The sequence below is a fragment of the Pseudomonas artemisiae genome, assembly GCF_057128685.1.
In genome coordinates this window covers 110,812-125,442 of record NZ_JBSKHS010000010.1, presented here as the reverse complement: position 1 = coordinate 125,442, position 14,631 = coordinate 110,812, and the positions used below count along the sequence as shown (strand labels likewise).

Annotated in this window: 13 protein-coding genes; 10 read left to right on the top strand and 3 right to left on the bottom strand. The window is 60.2% G+C overall.

Annotated features, from left to right (window positions below; translation table 11 throughout):
- Window positions 1-90 precede the first annotated feature (90 nt).
- On the bottom strand, window positions 91-2,145 hold the full coding sequence (locus tag ACWKV4_RS13455; RefSeq protein ID WP_483832580.1) for an ATP-binding protein: 2,055 nt from the start codon (window positions 2,143-2,145) through the stop codon (window positions 91-93).
- 201 nt (window positions 2,146-2,346) lie between these two features.
- Here ACWKV4_RS13455 and ACWKV4_RS13450 point away from each other — a divergent pair, with 201 nt between their 5' ends.
- A complete protein-coding gene (locus ACWKV4_RS13450) occupies window positions 2,347-3,147 on the top strand; it encodes a CSS-motif domain-containing protein (protein ID WP_483832579.1) in 801 nt (266 codons plus the stop codon).
- Between the two features lie 109 nt (window positions 3,148-3,256).
- Here the strand turns inward: ACWKV4_RS13450 and hppD are convergent, their stop codons facing one another.
- A complete protein-coding gene (hppD, locus tag ACWKV4_RS13445; RefSeq protein WP_483832578.1) occupies window positions 3,257-4,339 on the bottom strand; it encodes a 4-hydroxyphenylpyruvate dioxygenase in 1,083 nt (360 codons plus the stop codon).
- A 273-nt stretch (window positions 4,340-4,612) separates the two neighbouring features.
- On the opposite strand from hppD, the gene ACWKV4_RS13440 reads away from it, so the two are divergent.
- From ACWKV4_RS13440 to ACWKV4_RS13410, 7 genes are all read left to right on the top strand, one after another.
- On the top strand, window positions 4,613-4,762 hold the full coding sequence (locus tag ACWKV4_RS13440; RefSeq protein WP_483832577.1) for a hypothetical protein: 150 nt from the start codon (window positions 4,613-4,615) through the stop codon (window positions 4,760-4,762).
- A 62-nt stretch (window positions 4,763-4,824) separates the two neighbouring features.
- A complete protein-coding gene (locus ACWKV4_RS13435) occupies window positions 4,825-6,396 on the top strand; it encodes an EAL domain-containing protein (protein WP_483832576.1) in 1,572 nt (523 codons plus the stop codon).
- Between the two features lie 43 nt (window positions 6,397-6,439).
- A complete protein-coding gene (gene rarD, locus ACWKV4_RS13430) occupies window positions 6,440-7,327 on the top strand; it encodes an EamA family transporter RarD (RefSeq protein WP_483832575.1) in 888 nt (295 codons plus the stop codon).
- Window positions 7,328-7,430: 103 nt separating this feature from the next.
- Window positions 7,431-8,078 carry a paraquat-inducible protein A gene (locus ACWKV4_RS13425; protein ID WP_483832574.1) on the top strand — a complete coding sequence of 216 codons (648 nt, stop codon included), beginning with the start codon at window positions 7,431-7,433 and terminating at the stop codon, window positions 8,076-8,078.
- Window positions 8,075-8,689 (top strand): paraquat-inducible protein A, encoded by a 615-nt coding sequence (locus ACWKV4_RS13420; protein WP_483832573.1) that lies wholly within the window; start codon window positions 8,075-8,077, stop codon window positions 8,687-8,689. The genes ACWKV4_RS13425 and ACWKV4_RS13420 overlap by 4 nt, the downstream gene beginning before the upstream one ends.
- A complete protein-coding gene (locus tag ACWKV4_RS13415) occupies window positions 8,682-10,355 on the top strand; it encodes a PqiB family protein (RefSeq protein ID WP_483832572.1) in 1,674 nt (557 codons plus the stop codon). Before ACWKV4_RS13420 ends, ACWKV4_RS13415 begins: the two co-directional genes overlap by 8 nt.
- Entirely contained in the window at window positions 10,352-10,993 is a 642-nt protein-coding gene (locus ACWKV4_RS13410) for a PqiC family protein (RefSeq protein ID WP_483832571.1), read from the top strand. The genes ACWKV4_RS13415 and ACWKV4_RS13410 overlap by 4 nt, the downstream gene beginning before the upstream one ends.
- A gap of 9 nt (window positions 10,994-11,002) precedes the next feature.
- Here the strand turns inward: ACWKV4_RS13410 and ACWKV4_RS13405 are convergent, their stop codons facing one another.
- Window positions 11,003-11,248, bottom strand: coding sequence for a hypothetical protein (locus tag ACWKV4_RS13405; RefSeq protein WP_483832570.1), 246 nt, complete (start codon window positions 11,246-11,248; stop codon window positions 11,003-11,005).
- A 277-nt stretch (window positions 11,249-11,525) separates the two neighbouring features.
- On the opposite strand from ACWKV4_RS13405, the gene ACWKV4_RS13400 reads away from it, so the two are divergent.
- Both ACWKV4_RS13400 and ACWKV4_RS13395 read left to right on the top strand, forming a co-directional pair.
- A complete protein-coding gene (locus tag ACWKV4_RS13400) occupies window positions 11,526-12,932 on the top strand; it encodes an MFS transporter (RefSeq protein ID WP_483832569.1) in 1,407 nt (468 codons plus the stop codon).
- A 106-nt stretch (window positions 12,933-13,038) separates the two neighbouring features.
- The gene (locus ACWKV4_RS13395; protein WP_483832568.1) at window positions 13,039-14,520 is read left to right on the top strand and encodes an MFS transporter; all 1,482 of its coding nucleotides are present in this window, start codon (window positions 13,039-13,041) and stop codon (window positions 14,518-14,520) included.
- The last annotated feature ends 111 nt before the right edge of the window (window positions 14,521-14,631 follow it).

Genomic DNA, 14,631 nt, shown 5'->3' with positions numbered 1-14,631 from the left:
CATACGGCTCAGGCAACCCTCGGGGCCCTATTCACCAGCTCTGCTGGCTCCTACGGCAATCGCGCTTTTGCGATGCGGATCAAGACGGTATCACCCTCCCGGCTGACTCAGCATCTGCGCTACCCGCTGGGCGAAATCGTTCAGGGAGAAGGGCTTGGTGAGTATTTCCATACCCGCCTCCAGGCCATTGCTGATCAAGGACGATTGCTCTGCATAGCCGGTGATAAACAGCACGGGCAACGTAGGCTTGATCGCGCGCATGGCCTGGGCAACTTGTAGGCCGGTAAGGCCTCCAGGCAAACCAATGTCAGTGATCACCAAGTCTACATGCGTGGCCCGCCCCAAGGCCGCCAACCCAGTGGCGCCGTCACCCGCGCTGATCACCTCATAACCCAGGCCCTCCAAGGTTTCGGTTACCAGTTCGCGAATGGTGGTTTCGTCGTCGATAAGCAAAATGCACTCACCACCGGCAGCAGGTTCGGCCAGCTGCGCCTCCAAGGGCGCGGTAGGTGTATCAACGATCTCACAGTGCCGAGGGAGCAGCACCGTGACTCGGGTGCCTTGCCCTGGCACTGAGTCGATTCGTACCGTGCCCCCGGATTGCCGGGCGAACCCATACACCATCGACAGCCCAAGCCCTGTGCCCTGCCCTAGCGGTTTGGTGGTGAAAAACGGATCAAAGACCCTGGCCAGCACTGACGGCCCCATGCCATGGCCGGTGTCCGTAACGCTGATGGCTACATATTCTCCTGGGCTGAGCCCGTCCCTATCGGTTCCGGCGGTGGCTTGCACATGGCCGTTGCACTCCACGGTCAGCGTGCCGCCATCCGGCATGGCGTCCCGGGCGTTGATGCATAGGTTGAGCAAGGCGCTTTCCAACTGGTTGGCGTCAGCCAGTACGCACCAAGGCTGCTCGCCCAAGTTGCGCTCGCAGTGAATCTTCGGCCCTAGGGTTTGCCGTATGAGCTCTTCGAGCCCTGTTACCAGCGAGCTGACCGTTACTGGGCGAGTATCGAGGGTTTGCCGCCGAGCAAAGGCCAGCAAGCGATGGGTCAACAATGCCGCACGGTCCGCCGCTCCACGTGCCGCGGTGATATAGCGGCTGAGTTGATCGACTCGCCCTTGCTCGATGCGCCGCCCCATCAGCTCCAGGCTGCCGGATATTGCGGTGAGCAAGTTGTTGAAGTCATGGGCAAGCCCGCCAGTCAGTTGACCCACCGCTTCCATCTTCTGGCTATGACGCAGTAGTTCTTCGGCTTGCTCCAACGCGGCGGCGCGCTCACGTTCTACGGTTACGTCCCGGCCCACGGCATTGAAAAACCCATCGCCCGGTACGGCCGCCCAGTTGATCCAACGATAGCCGCCGTGCTTGTGGCGCAAGCGGCAGTCCATGTCACGCAAGGTGCGGCCCGCGCCCAGGTCCACCGCTGCCTGCCGACACACAGCCACATCATCGGGGTGCAGCAAGTCCAAGACGCTAAGGCCCAGCAACTCTGGCTCAGCCCTGCCTAATACCGTTTCCCAGGCTGGGTTGACGGCGGTAATGGATAAGTCCGCGCGGGTAACCAGCATGATGTCGGTGGACAGTTGCCACAGCCGGTTGCGGTCTGCGGTGCGCTCGGCGATTTCCCGCTCGAAGCGGCTGGCCAGGGCCTTGAGTTCGCGCTCTGCTTCTACGGTGGTGGTGGTTTCCACGACCGTGCCCAATACACCGACGACCGTACCGGCAGCATCGCGCAGGGGGCTGAAACAAAAGGTGTACCAAGCGGGCTCGCAGCGGCCATTGCGCTGCACGGGCAAGCAGTGGTTTTCGTCATGACAGGCCTGCCCGGCGAATGCCCGACGCACGATGGGCGCCAGCCGAGGCCCGGCATGTGGCCACAAGCGCTCGAAGGTTTCCCCAAGCACAGGCGCGCCCTGCCCGAGCAAATCGGCGAAAGCGTCGTTGTAAAGGGTCAGTTGACGCTCCCCCCAGATCACGCATTGGGGAAACCCACAGGCCAATACATTGACCACAGAGCATCGCAACGGCTCAGGCCAACGCTGCCAAGGGCCCAGCGCACTGTCCTGCCATGGATAGGCACGGATGCGGTCACTCATTACCCCTAACGAATACGGGAAAGGCAAAGGTGCGGTATAGGGCATGGTCAGGCTCTGGATGCAACTAACCCTGGCATTCTTGACCATTGGCCGGGCAACCGCAACGAAACGGATCCCCTTTCTGCCCTTTTATGGACTTCGCTCAACATAAGGGGAAATTTCCTATACACCCTGCCTGCTCCCAGCCCCTGAAGTGGTGGCAGGCACCCACTACCCTGGCCCGGCGAAATTTCACAGGGATCAGTTATGTCACGGATAGGCAAACACCGCTCACCCCTTGCCACGGCCTTGTGGTCACTGACTGCCGGCACCTTGCCGATGATCGCAGGGGTTAGCTTGACGCTATCGCTGGCCGATGGATCGTTACGCAAGGAAAACCTGCGGGTAGGCACCGCGGCCGTGGAGCAAGTGGACCGTTTGTTGAGCGCGGCGCTGGAGACCACTGAAATCCTGGCGCCCTCGGTCGGGCAAGGCTGCGAAAGGGCTTTGCCGGTCATGCGCCAACAGGTTGCGCAAAACCCATGGCTGCGCTCGGCCACACTGCTCTATAAAGGCGAACCCTACTGCGATAGCGTCAGTGGCAAGCCTTCGACACGGCCGCCACCGATCGCCCGAGAGCCCGTGCTGCTCGACAACCAGAACCTGGCCTTGCTTGGCCCGGATAAGCTACACAACGACTTTGGCGCCCTCACCCTGCGTAACAACGGCGAAGCCTTTGGCATCAGCGTAACGCTGGACAACCGTTTAGTGGTAGACCGGCTCGATCTGGTGAGCGGCACAACGGATGTGGCCTTGCATGTGAATGGGGTATACCTCTGGGATGACGGCTCACTGTTGCGCGGCGAACTGCGCCAAAACCCTCGTTACCGCGCCAGCACACCCTCGATGCGCTTCGACTACGCCATGCACAGCAGCGTATCGGCTGAATACGTACTGGGCTCGCTGACCGAAAAATTGATTACCGTGCTAGGCGCCTTGACCATGGTGTCCATCTTCACCGGCTGGCTGTGCCACTGGCTGCTGACACGGCATCGACAGGCGACATAGGTTACCGCACTGGGTGCTGAGGATGTTCGCGAGCTAGCGCTCGCTCCTACACGGTACGGGTTGCCAGCCCCGCCCGTGTGTAGGCGTGAGCGCTAGCTCGCGAAAGGCCTTACGAAGGTTCGGGGGCCAACACGCCCCGGCGTACCTGATCACGCTCGATGGATTCGAATAGAGCCTTGAAATTACCCTCGCCAAAGCCATCGTCGCCCTTGCGTTGGATGAACTCAAAAAAAACCGGCCCCAATAGGGTTTCGGAGAAGATCTGCAGTAATAATCGTTGACCCCCCGCAGCAGTGGCCCCGTCGAGCAAAATGCCACGCGCCCGCAGTGCTTCGGTAGGCTCACCGTGGCCGGGCAAACGCTCTTCGAGCATTTCGTAATAGGTAGCCGGCGGGGCCGTCATAAAGCGCATGCCCAGCGCCTTGAGCGCATCCCAGGTCGCAATCAAGTCATCGGTCAGGAAGGCCACATGCTGTATGCCTTCGCCATTGAACTTGAGCAAAAACTCTTCGATCTGCCCCGCGCCCCGGGATGACTCTTCGTTCAACGGAATGCGAATAAGCCCATCCGGCGCGCTCATCGCCTTGGACGTCAGGCCGGTGTATTCCCCGGTGATATCGAAATAGCGCAGCTCGCGGAAGTTGAACAGTTTTTCGTAAAACCCAGCCCAGTACGCCATTCGCCCTCGGTACACGTTATGGGTGAGGTGGTCGATCACTTTCAACCCCGCGCCTTTGGGATGCCGGTCAACGCCAGGCAGGAATACAAAGTCGATGTCGTAGATCGAACTGCCCTCGCCGAAGCGGTCGATCAAATACAGGGGCGCGCCGCCTATGCCCTTGATGGCTGGCAGGCGCAGCTCCATGGGCCCGGTGGCAATCTCGACCGGCTGCGCCCCCAGCTCCAAAGCCCTGGCATAGGCATGCTGCGCATTGTCCACGCGGAACGCCATGCCGCAAATCGATGGCCCATGTTCGGCGGCGAAATAGGCCCCTACACTCCTGGGCTCGTTATTGACGATCAGGTTGATGCCGCCCTGGCGATACAACTGTACCTGCTTGGAGCGGTGGTTGGCGATGAGAGTAAAGCCCATCATGGCCAATACCGGCCCAAGCAGGCCAGGGGTGGGCGAGGCAAGCTCAATGAACTCAAAGCCTTGCAGGCCCATAGGGTTTTCGTAGATGTCCGACATGGTGTACACCTCGTGCGATTGGAAAGACACAACGCTTAACGAGGGTGACAGGGTGGCGCGCCCGGCAGACCGCGGGTGCTTCGGGCCAAATGTTGGCCGACCAAGAGTAGGAAGCCGTACCGGTGCATTGAACGCCTCCAAGGGCGATTGTTGTTATAGGCGCAAATCGATTCTACCCAGCGTAATTGAACTTGTCGTTGGCCTTTTTCCGGCGCAACCCTTTGGGCCTGTTCGGGTCACAGTAGCGAACCCTGCTTTACTGGAGCGCCCTTAATGAAAGTTTTTGCCTCTACCGTACTTATCGCAAGCTTTGTATTGCTGACAGGCTGCTTTGACAGCAGTGAAAAGAACACGACACAGAAAAATGCCGACAGCGCCCCGGGATCTGTGCAGATGCAACAAAAGGACGATCAGAAAAAGTGATGCCTTGAGCCGTTAACGCTATGCTCCCGCCGGTTACGAATTTCCGGCGCAAGGAACATGCAATGGCACTACCGGCTTTGCCGCAGCGTTTCGCTCGAAGGGCTGCGGCCGTTTTGATTACCCTGATGCCCTTATTGCTGGGCTTGCCCTTGCTGGCCTGGCAGGCCGAACGCAATTTGCAGGCCCAATCCCAACAGGCTGTCGCCGCCGCCCTTAAGCGCCTTACGGTTATTGTGGACAATGCCGCCAGTGCCGCGCATGCGCTGGCCCCTCTGGCGGGCCGAGGTTGCTCCAGCGCTACCTTGGCATTGCGCGAGCAGGTCACGCGTAACCCTTACGTACGCTCCACCAGCCTGGTCAGCCAGGGTCACGCCTATTGCAGCTCGCTCTACGGGCCCGTTGAAGAAGTATTTAGCCAGGAAGGTTATGCGGACGGCCGCTTGCGCTTGTTCGCCGCCGATACGGTTACCCCAGGCCGGGCCCTGTTGATATATCGAGCAACCACCCCGGCAGGTTCGGCCTTGGCTACGGTAGACGGGCAGCATCTGGCCAATCTGTTGGTCCCAGCTGAAGCAGACGAAGCGCTAGTGTTACAGGTCGGGGGCAGTTGGATGCAAGCCCAGGGTGAGGTCCACCAGGGCGTGCCCGCAGGCTTTTCGTCTGGCCAGGCCACGCTAACCTCGCCCACCTACCCCTTGCGACTCCACGCAGGTTTTGCCGAAGGCGCCGCTTGGAAACGGGTATGGGGCGACTATGCGACCCTTGCTTTGCTGGCCGCTTTAGGGCTTGCGGCAGGTGTCAGCTGTCACTGGCTACAACGCCGGGCCGGCTCCCAGCGCCAGGAGTTGCTCCGTGCATTGGCCGCCGGTGAGTTCGTACCTTTCTTCCAACCCGTGGTTACCAGCACAAACGGCGCCTGTACTGGCGCGGAGGTGCTTATGCGTTGGCGGCACCCGCGGGAAGGCTTGGTAAAGCCCGACTTATTCATTCCCTATGCCGAGGCCAATGGTTTGATCGTACCCATGACCCGCCATTTGATGCAGCAAACCGCCGTGGCCCTGCTGCCTCTAGCACCAGTGCTCGATGATGGCTTTCATATTGGAATCAATATCGCCGCGGCGCATTTTCGCGAGCCTTCGCTAGTCGTCGATTGCCAGCGCTTTTTGGATAACTTCCCCCCTGGCCGTATTCAACTGGTGCTGGAACTGACCGAGCGCGAACTGGTGGTGCCCGCGCCTGATACCCTGGCTATCTTCGCGCAATTACGCAACATGGGCGTGCGGATCGCGCTGGATGACTTCGGTACCGGCCATTCGAGCTTGTCCTACCTGCATCAATTCAGCATGGACTACCTCAAAATCGACCGCAGCTTCGTTACCATGATCGGCAGTCAGGCCCTTGGCCGGCACATTTTGGACAGCATCATCGAGCTGTGCGGCAAGCTAAACCTGGACGTGGTAGCCGAGGGGGTGGAAACCCCGGAGCAGCAGCAGTATTTGGCCGGGCAAGGCGTAGCCTACCTGCAGGGGTATCTGTTCGCCAAGCCCATGCCCGCGGACCTGTTCGCCAGCTACGCACGGGCCGGCTTGCGGGTACCACAGCCCCCGCTGGCATCGGCGGCCGCGCTGGGGTAACGTGCCGCGCCCACGCTGTCGCTGTTTCGCTCAAGAGGTCGTTGTGTCCCGAGGTATCGCTGCATCCGTTCTCGCGTCTACGCTGTTTGCGCTGATGTATTACTACACCTCCTTGCTCAGCCCCTTGACCGGGGAAGAGATCTTTGGCTGGCGCATGCTCCTCACCCTGCCTTGCGTCACCCTGTTTTTGTTGATCACCGGCGATTGGCGGCTGGCCCTTGGGGTACTGCGACGAATCGCTGACAAACCCATCCGGCTGGCTGGCCCGGCAGCCACGGCAGGCCTGATGGGCGTACAGCTCTGGCTGTTCCTTTGGGCGCCCTTGCACGGGCGCAGCCTGGAAGTGTCCATGGGTTACTTCCTGCTGCCCTTGGCCATGGTATTGACGGGTAAGGTGATGTGGGGCGAGTCGTTGTCCAGGGCGCAAACCCTGGCCGTGCTGCTCGCTGCACTGGGCGTGGGCCATGAATTGTTGCGTCACGGCAGCTTTGCCTGGGAAACACTGGTGGTCACCCTGGGTTACCCGTTGTATTTTATTCTGCGCCGGCGTTTTCGCACCGATCACTTAGGCGGGCTATGGACGGACATGCTATTGATGACGCCAGTGGCGTTGCTGTTCGTAATCACCGGCCCGCTATCGGTTCAGGACGTAGCCCTGCGCCCGGCGCTATGGGGGCTGATTCCGGGATTGGGACTTATCAGCGCCTTGGCGCTGGTCAGCTACGTCATGGCCAGCCGGCAACTGCCGTTTAGCCTGTTCGGTCTGCTCAGCTATGTGGAGCCTGTACTGCTGGTTGCCGTGTCATTACTGCTGGGCGAAACCATCAGCAACGAGCAATGGCCCACCTATGCCGCGATATGGGCCGCGGTAGCGGTGTTGGTACTGGAGGGACTGCGGCATCTGCTAAAGCGCGGTTGGGGCAAGGGATGAATCTGCTGTCATTCGGGTGGATCATTTGCCCGGCGCTGCTATCCAACCGCTATCGGCGGCCCCTTATGGACAGGGCAAGCCAGTTTAACGAGAATGCTGTTCCATGCCATTGACCTCCAGCTCGCCCCCGTCCGCTGCTCGCGCGAATACCCCTTCATGGTTGATTTGCGAGCACTGCGACACCCTCTATGAACCCATCACCCTGGGGCGCGGCCAGTCATCTAGCTGTTGCCGTTGCGGCGCGGTACTGAGTCGGGCACGGCGGCTTTCGGTGCAGCAGCATTTTGCTCTGGCGCTGACCGCCGCGTTGTTGTTCGTGTTCGCCAATGCCTTCCCGGTGATGGGCATCAGCCTGGAAGGGCTGAACAACGCCGCAACCCTGTTGCAGTCGGTACAGGCCCTTAACCACGGCCGTATCACCCCCATGGCGGCAGTCACCGGCCTGACCATCATTCTCGCGCCTTTGTTGCAGGTCACGTTGCTGTGTTGGGTATTGGGCTTTGCCTGCCAAGATAAAGCCGCGCCGGGCTTTCGCGCCTGCATGCGGGCCCTTGAGTACCTGCGCCCCTGGAGCATGCTGGAAGTGTGCCTGCTGGGCATTCTGGTGGCGATCATCAAGCTTGGGGGCATGCTCAACGTACACCCTGGTGTAGGGTTATGGGCGTTGGCAATGCTAACGGTGCTGCTCATTGCACTGGGTGGGCGTGAGATCCGCTACCTGTGGGACGATTTCGAAGGGCGCCTGCCATGAGTCGGCTGCCATATGCCAGGGAGGCCGGTCTTCAGTTGTGTCACCTGTGCGGCCAAGCCTGCCCCTTGAGCGACACCCACTGCCTGCGCTGTCATGCGCCCTTGCACCGGCGCAAGCCCAACAGCCTGGTACGCACCTGGGCCTTGCTGATCGCCGCCCTGATCTTCTACATACCGGCGAACCTGTTGCCGGTGATGAACACCAACATGTTCGGTAACGCGAGCGAAAACACCATTATGAGCGGGGTGCTGGAATTCTGGGAAAGCGGCTCGTGGGACATCGCCCTGTTGATATTTTTCGCCAGCGTGGTGGTGCCGAGCTTAAAATTCTTTGCTCTGGCGCTGCTACTGATCACGGTTCGCAAGCGCAGCCTGTGGGCAATGCGCGAACGCTCTCGGCTGTTTCGGTTTATCGAACTGATCGGCTATTGGTCCATGTTGGACGTACTGGTCGTGGCCTTGGTGGCCGCGTTGGTGCAGTTTCACGCGTTAAGCTCCATAGAGCCACGCTTGGGCATTCTGTTTTTCGGTTTGGTGGTCGTGCTAACGATACTTGCCGCCATGAGTTTCGATCCCCGGTTGATCTGGGACGCAGAGGTTGACGATGAATGAACACGGCCACCCCGACGAGCCTCGGGGCGTAACCCCTCCCACGGTGCGCAAGCGCCGCTTCAATGTGTCGCTGGTGTGGCTGGTGCCCATTGCCGCGGCCCTGGTGGGGCTGTCGATGCTGGTACACGACACCCTTTCCGCTGGCCCGAAGATCACCGTGCAGTTCCAGACCGCCGAAGGCCTGGAAGCCAATAAAACACAGGTCAAATACAAGAATGTGGTCATCGGCCACGTCACCGACATCGAGCTGGCCCCAGACCGCAGCCATGTGGTGGCCAGCGTTGCCCTTAACGCTTCGGCAGCAGGCTTTACCGCCGCCGACTCGGTGTTCTGGGTGGTACGCCCGCGTATTGGCACCCAAGGTGTGTCCGGGGTAGACACCCTGCTCTCCGGTGCCTTTATCGGGGCCGATGCGGGCTCTTCGAAAGAACGCCGCAAGGAGTTCGTGGGCAGCGAAACACCGCCGGCCATCATCTACGGCCAGCAAGGCCGGCGCTTTATGCTGCACACCGAAGACCTGGGCTCGCTGGATATCGGCTCGCCTGTGTACTACCGGCGGATTCAGGTAGGCCAGGTGATCGGCTATGAACTGGCTGAAGACGGCAAGGGGGTGGATGTCGAAGTCTTTATCAATTCGCCCAATGACAAGTTCGTCTCGTCCGATAGCCGCTTCTGGAACGCCAGCGGCGTGGACGTTTCCCTCGGCGCCAATGGGCTGAAGGTCAACACCCAGTCGGTGTCGTCGATTCTGGCTGGCGGCATCGCTTTCGTGGAGCCGCGCTGGAGCCCGGACGCCACCCCGGCCGAAGAGCACGCCCAGTTCCAGCTGTATGGAGACCAAGAGTCTGCCTTGGCGCCGCCAGATGGCGAGCCACGGTATATACGCATGCGCTTCGAGCAATCCCTGCGGGGCCTGACGGTCAATGCGCCGGTGGAATTTCACGGCGTGAACCTGGGCCGGGTGGTGTCGGTGGACCTCGATTACGACCAGGACAAAAAGAACTTCCCTACCATGGTGGGTGCGGTGATCTACCCCGCCCGCCTGGGCAAGGCCCATGAGAAAATTCTCTCCCAGTGGGGCGCCGAGGACGACAGCCGTTCCGCACAATTGATGGCCGCTTTCGTCAAGCAAGGCCTGCGGGCCCAGGCCCGTACCGCCAACCTGATCACCGGGCAGTTGTATATCTCTCTGGACTTCGTTCCCCGGGCCGCGCCGGTCAACTTCGACACGGCCGCGCGGCCTCTGTTGATCCCGACGGTACCTGGCAGCCTGGATAAACTTCAGGAGCAACTACAAGCCATCGTGGACAAATTCAGCAAGCTACCTCTGGACCAGATCGCCATTAACCTCAACGGCAGCTTGAGCGAGATGAGCAAAACCCTTCGGCAGGTCAATACCCGCATGTTGCCACAGCTTAACGACACGCTGGACCAAACCCGCAAAACCCTGGCCGCCGCCGAGCAAACCCTGGGCGAGGATTCGCCTCAGCGTCAGCAGTTGAGCGATGCCATGGGCGAGGTGGAGCGCACGGCCAAATCCGTGCGGGCACTGACTGACTACCTGGGGCGCCATCCGGAATCCTTGATCCGCGGCCGTACCCGTGAAGGGCAACCCGACGCCTATCGCTCCACCACACCCACTTCAAGGGAAGCCCAAGCCCGATGAACGCTAACTCCTTTCGTGCCCTGACGTGGCTCGCCCCCCTGGCCTTGGCCGCGTGCGCCTCCGCCCCTACCGGCTACCACACCTTGCTGGCGCCGCAGGCGGTGCCTGATGCACACCCGGTAGCTACCCCGGGCTTTCAATTCGAGGTGCAACAGGTGCGCATGCCGGTGCAAGTGGACCAGCCACAACTGGTCGTGCGCCAAGGCCAAGGCAGCCTGGCGATACTGGAAAGTGAACGTTGGGGGGCGCCGCTGGCGGATGAGTACCACGATGCCCTGACCCAGCGCCTGGAACAGCGGCTGGGGACCCGAGACATCGCGGGCATGCCACGTACGCCCGGCATGCCGTTATTGTCGCTGCGTACCGATGTGCGTAGGTTCGAAACCGTGCCAGGCCAATATGCGCTGGTAGACGTGGTGTGGAGCCTAGGGTTGAGGTCACCTGCCGCATCGGGTCAGCGTACCCTCACCTGCTCTACGCTACTGCGGCAGAACGCCAACGGCAGCATCAATGACTTGGTACTGGCACACCAACAGCTAATCGACAAACTGGCCGTAGCCATTGCTGGCACCGCAAGCCGCTGGGTGAACGACCCATCAAGTGCGTGCCCACGGGTTCAAACCGTGCCCGATGCCTAACGGCAGGCTTCAGCTAGCGCTATTGAGCTGGCGCTCGGCGCCGTCTTGGGCAATGGCGTTCAGGTAACGGTCGGCGCCATCTTCGGCCACGCTGTTGAGGCGGCGGTCGGCGCCATCTTCGGCTACGGTCTGGCTATAACTGGAGCTGTGCGCGCTGGTGACGTGGTCCAGCGGGTGGTTAGCCTGGGAACGTGCGTAGGCACTGCCGCTGGCCATAAGGGTGAGTGCAATACTCAGTGCGAATGCGCGTTTCATAATCTGTCTACCTTTTGAAGGAATGCTGTATTTCGTAGTGCCAATGTTACGCGCCTGAGCGGAATTCGGAATTTCATTACCCCGATGGTAAGAATCATTAAGATTGATGCAACTTTGGAAAAGCCAACGTCGCGCTGATATTGGTTTTTTATTTTAATAAAACAATAAAAATGAGTGCTTTGTTGCTCAATCTTCTGGTTCGCTCCCTATCTTTGCACACGCTATTCCTTGAGCACTCAGTACTATGGGTAGCCTCAACTGACTGGATAACCGCCCAATGACGTCATCGGCCTTTACTGACCCTGCCCACGCTCGCGCATCAGGCATCTCCGCGCGCATTGACCGGTTGCCTTCGGTGAAAACCCTTTGGCGTCTGGTAGCGTTGTTGTCCATTGGCGGGTTCTTCGAACTCTACGATTTGTTCCAGACCGCTTACATCAGCCCGGGCCTGTTCGACGCAGGCATCTTTAAAAAGGGTGCTGAGGGCGCATTCGGAGTATCGGATCAGGCCGCGTTTGCCTCGTCTACCTTCCTTGGCCTGTTCATCGGCGCCAGCCTGCTCAGCCCTATCGCCGACCGGTTCGGGCGACGAGCCATTTTTACCTTCGCGCTGGTGTGGTACACCCTGGCAACCGTGGTCATGGGCCTGCAAAGCACCGCCATGGGGATTATTCTCTGCCGGTTTTTCGTAGGCATAGGCCTTGGCATCGAACTGGTGACCATCGATACCTACTTGAGCGAACTGGTGCCTAAGCGCTTGCGCAGCGCGGCCTTTGCCTTCGCCTTCTTCGTACAATTCCTGTCTGTTCCAGCAGTAGCGTTGATGTCCTGGTGGCTGGTGCCCCAGGCGCCATTGGGTGTGGCCGGCTGGCGTTGGGTTGTATTGGCCAGCGCTGTGTTCGCGCTGTTTATCTGGTGGCTGCGCAAGCGCCTGCCCGAGTCGCCCCGCTGGTTGGCCCAGCAAGGCCGGCTGGATGAAGCCGAGCAAACCCTGGCCGCAATCGAGGCGCGCTGTGAACAGGACCAAGGGCGGCCCCTGGAGGCCGTGGCAATCAAAACCATCAGCGTGGCGCCCCAGGGCCGCTTCTCGGATATCTGGCAGCCCCCCTATCGACGCCGGGCCTGGATGTTGATCGTATTCAATATCTTCCAGGCCATAGGCTTTTTCGGCTTTGGCAACTGGCTGCCCGCCTTGCTCAATGGCCAGGGCATGGCGACGGCCCACAGCCTGGGCTATGCCTTTATCATCACCCTGGCCTACCCACTGGGCCCGTTGCTGTGCATGGGCTTGGCCAACAGGGTAGAAAACAAATGGGGGATCGTCGGCTCAGCGTTGTGCACGGTGATCTTCGGCTCGCTGTTCGCTTACCAAACCAGCCCGCTCGGGCTAGTGGCGTGCGGGATCATGGTCACCTTCGCCAACGCCTGGCTTACTTTTAGCTACCATGCCTATCAGAGCGAGATGTTCCCCACTCATATTCGTGCCCGTGCCGTTGGGTTCTGCTATTCCTTCAGCCGCCTGTCTACGGTGTTCAGCAGCTTGATCATCGGGTTTTTCCTGGAGCTGTGGGGCACGCCAGGTGTGCTGGCGTTTATCGTGACCAGTATGTTGATCGTGATGGTCACCATTGGCGGCTTTGGCCCTCGTACCCGCAACCTGGCCTTGGAGGACATCGCCCGCTGATTCAAGGCCGCTCATACGCGCTGGGCCGGCTTGAACTCTCTGAACACCGGCCTACTCCTACCCCTTAATCAGGCAGACAGCGCGGTCAGGCCGCGAAGGATCAGTGATGAGCCCCAAGGATCGAGCCAAGCAAGCAGAGGCCTCAAGCGGCGAGGCCGGGGCAGTTTATGAAACAGACCTGCCCGCCCGCCTTGATCGCTTACCTTGGGGCCGCTTTCATACGCTGCTGGTGTTCGCCTTAGGCATCACTTGGCTGCTCGATGGGCTGGAAGTCACGTTGGCAGGGTCCGTATCAGGCGCCCTCAAAGGCAGCCCGGCGTTGCACATGAGCAATGCCGACATTGGCCTGGCCGGCGGGGCCTACATTGCTGGCGCGGTGCTGGGGGCCTTGTTCTTTGGCTGGCTGACCGACCGCTTGGGCCGCCGCAAGCTGTTTTACATTACGCTGTTTCTATATGTGGGCGCCACGGCGCTCACGGCGCTGTCCTGGAATCTCTGGAGCTTCCTGCTGTTCCGATTTCTCACCGGCGCCGGTATCGGAGGGGAGTACACGGCGATCAACTCCACCATTCAGGAATTCACCCCGGCCCGTTACCGTGGCTGGGTGGACCTGACCATTAACGGCACCTTCTGGGTAGGTGCCGCCCTGGGCGCGGTAGGGTCCATCGTGCTGCTGGACCCTACCACCGTCGGTGGCGATCTGGGGTGGCGGCTGTGCTTCGGTATAGGCGCGGTATTGGGGCTGGTGATCATGTTTATGCGCTTGTGGGTACCAGAAAGCCCACGCTGGCTGCTAATCCATAACCAGCCTGAAGAAGCCCGGCGTATCGTGGAAGGCATCGAGGCGAAATTTCAGCAACGGGGTGCGGCACTGCCTGCGGCGACTGATGAGCCGTTGCATTTGCATGCCAGGGACCATACGCCATTAAAAGAAGTGTTCAGCAGCCTGTTCATTGCCCATCGGCAGCGCGCCCTGGTAGGCATGAGCCTGCTGACCGCCCAGGCGTTTTTCTATAACGCTATCTTCTTCACTTACGCGCTAGTGCTCACGGATTTCTATAACGTACCTTCCGAGCACATTGGTTGGTACGTCTTGCCCTTCGCCTTGGGTAACTTCTGCGGCCCTGTATTGCTGGGCCGGCTGTTCGATGTGGTCGGCCGCAAGGTCATGATCAGTAGCACGTACATCTTAAGTGGTGTACTGCTAGCCATTGCGGGTTACCTGTTCGAGCAACAGTTGCTAACCGTGACGCAGCAAACCATCGCCTGGATGGTCATTTTCTTCTTTGCCAGCGCAGCGGCCAGCTCGGCCTACCTTACGGTAGCCGAAACCTTTCCCTTGGAAATTCGCGCGCTGGCAATCGCAGTGTTCTATGCGTTTGGTACCGGCCTTGGCGGTATCCTTGGGCCTACCCTGTTTGGTGCGCTAATCGAAAGCCATGATCGCTTCAAGGTGTTCCTGGGTTACCTGCTGGGGGCGGCATTGATGGTGTTGGCGGGCGCTGTCCAGGCGCGTTGGGGAGTTGCCGCCGAGGGGCAGCCCCTGGAAAAGGTGGCCAGGCCGTTATCTCAGGCAAAAATGCTGTAGGCCCAGTGGTCAGGCCGGCCACCTTTGTACCGCGAAAGGATTACGAACTGCCAGGTGGGATACCGCCTTTATTGAAGTCCTTCAGGCGCTCTTGTTCTTCCGGGGTGGAAT

Excerpts from the sequence above, each read along its gene's own strand:
- ACWKV4_RS13405 (WP_483832570.1), bottom strand. The coding sequence starts at position 11,248 with ATGAAACGCGCATTCGCACTGAGTATTGCACTCACCCTTATGGCCAGC.
- ACWKV4_RS13395 (WP_483832568.1), top strand. The coding sequence starts at position 13,039 with ATGAGCCCCAAGGATCGAGCCAAGCAAGCAGAGGCCTCAAGCGGCGAG.
- hppD (WP_483832578.1), bottom strand. The coding sequence starts at position 4,339 with ATGTCGGACATCTACGAAAACCCTATGGGCCTGCAAGGCTTTGAGTTC.
- ACWKV4_RS13415 (WP_483832572.1), top strand. The coding sequence starts at position 8,682 with ATGAATGAACACGGCCACCCCGACGAGCCTCGGGGCGTAACCCCTCCC.
- ACWKV4_RS13425 (WP_483832574.1), top strand. The coding sequence starts at position 7,431 with ATGCCATTGACCTCCAGCTCGCCCCCGTCCGCTGCTCGCGCGAATACC.
- ACWKV4_RS13435 (WP_483832576.1), top strand. The coding sequence starts at position 4,825 with ATGGCACTACCGGCTTTGCCGCAGCGTTTCGCTCGAAGGGCTGCGGCC.
- ACWKV4_RS13440 (WP_483832577.1), top strand. The coding sequence starts at position 4,613 with ATGAAAGTTTTTGCCTCTACCGTACTTATCGCAAGCTTTGTATTGCTG.
- ACWKV4_RS13450 (WP_483832579.1), top strand. The coding sequence starts at position 2,347 with ATGTCACGGATAGGCAAACACCGCTCACCCCTTGCCACGGCCTTGTGG.
- ACWKV4_RS13455 (WP_483832580.1), bottom strand. The coding sequence starts at position 2,145 with ATGCCCTATACCGCACCTTTGCCTTTCCCGTATTCGTTAGGGGTAATG.
- ACWKV4_RS13410 (WP_483832571.1), top strand. The coding sequence starts at position 10,352 with ATGAACGCTAACTCCTTTCGTGCCCTGACGTGGCTCGCCCCCCTGGCC.
- ACWKV4_RS13400 (WP_483832569.1), top strand. The coding sequence starts at position 11,526 with ATGACGTCATCGGCCTTTACTGACCCTGCCCACGCTCGCGCATCAGGC.
- ACWKV4_RS13420 (WP_483832573.1), top strand. The coding sequence starts at position 8,075 with ATGAGTCGGCTGCCATATGCCAGGGAGGCCGGTCTTCAGTTGTGTCAC.